The sequence below is a fragment of the Stenotrophomonas maltophilia group sp. RNC7 genome (genome assembly GCF_030910085.1).
In the GTDB taxonomy this organism is placed as follows: domain Bacteria; phylum Pseudomonadota; class Gammaproteobacteria; order Xanthomonadales; family Xanthomonadaceae; genus Stenotrophomonas; species Stenotrophomonas sepilia.
This window is the reverse complement of the sequence record NZ_JAVFVN010000761.1, coordinates 1-311: the sequence shown is the minus strand read 5'-3', so window position 1 is coordinate 311 and position 311 is coordinate 1. Positions and strand designations below refer to the sequence as shown.

Sequence of the window (311 nt, the reverse complement as noted above, 5' to 3'; positions counted from 1 at the left end):
TGGAGCCGAGTTTTCTTTCCAGCACACTCAACGGAACGCCCTTTGTATGACTGATTGGCAGGGCCGATGCAGGATTTCCTGCCAATGTTGCATCAGTGGCAATAGAGCAGTTGACGCAGTTGTGAGTTCGACCGGCCTCTGGATAACCCGGATTAACATTTTTGATTGAACCCGCAGGTTGACCGGAAACACCTATCGCGTTTTCGCCGTTCAGAGCCGGAGTCTTCGCCTCCTCAGCCACCGATTGTATTGACCGCCGTTTCCCAACCGATCCGATCCCCTTCATCACGCCATCAGCCACTGCTGGCAAC

The 311-nt window shown here is 54.0% G+C and carries 1 protein-coding gene; it reads right to left on the bottom strand.

Annotated elements, in window-relative coordinates; all coding sequences use genetic code 11:
* Nucleotides 1-286, bottom strand: a 286-nt coding sequence (locus RCF13_RS17905; RefSeq protein ID WP_308141424.1) for a hypothetical protein, incomplete at its 3' end; no start/stop codon positions are given.
* Between the last annotated feature and the right edge of the window lie 25 nt (nt 287-311).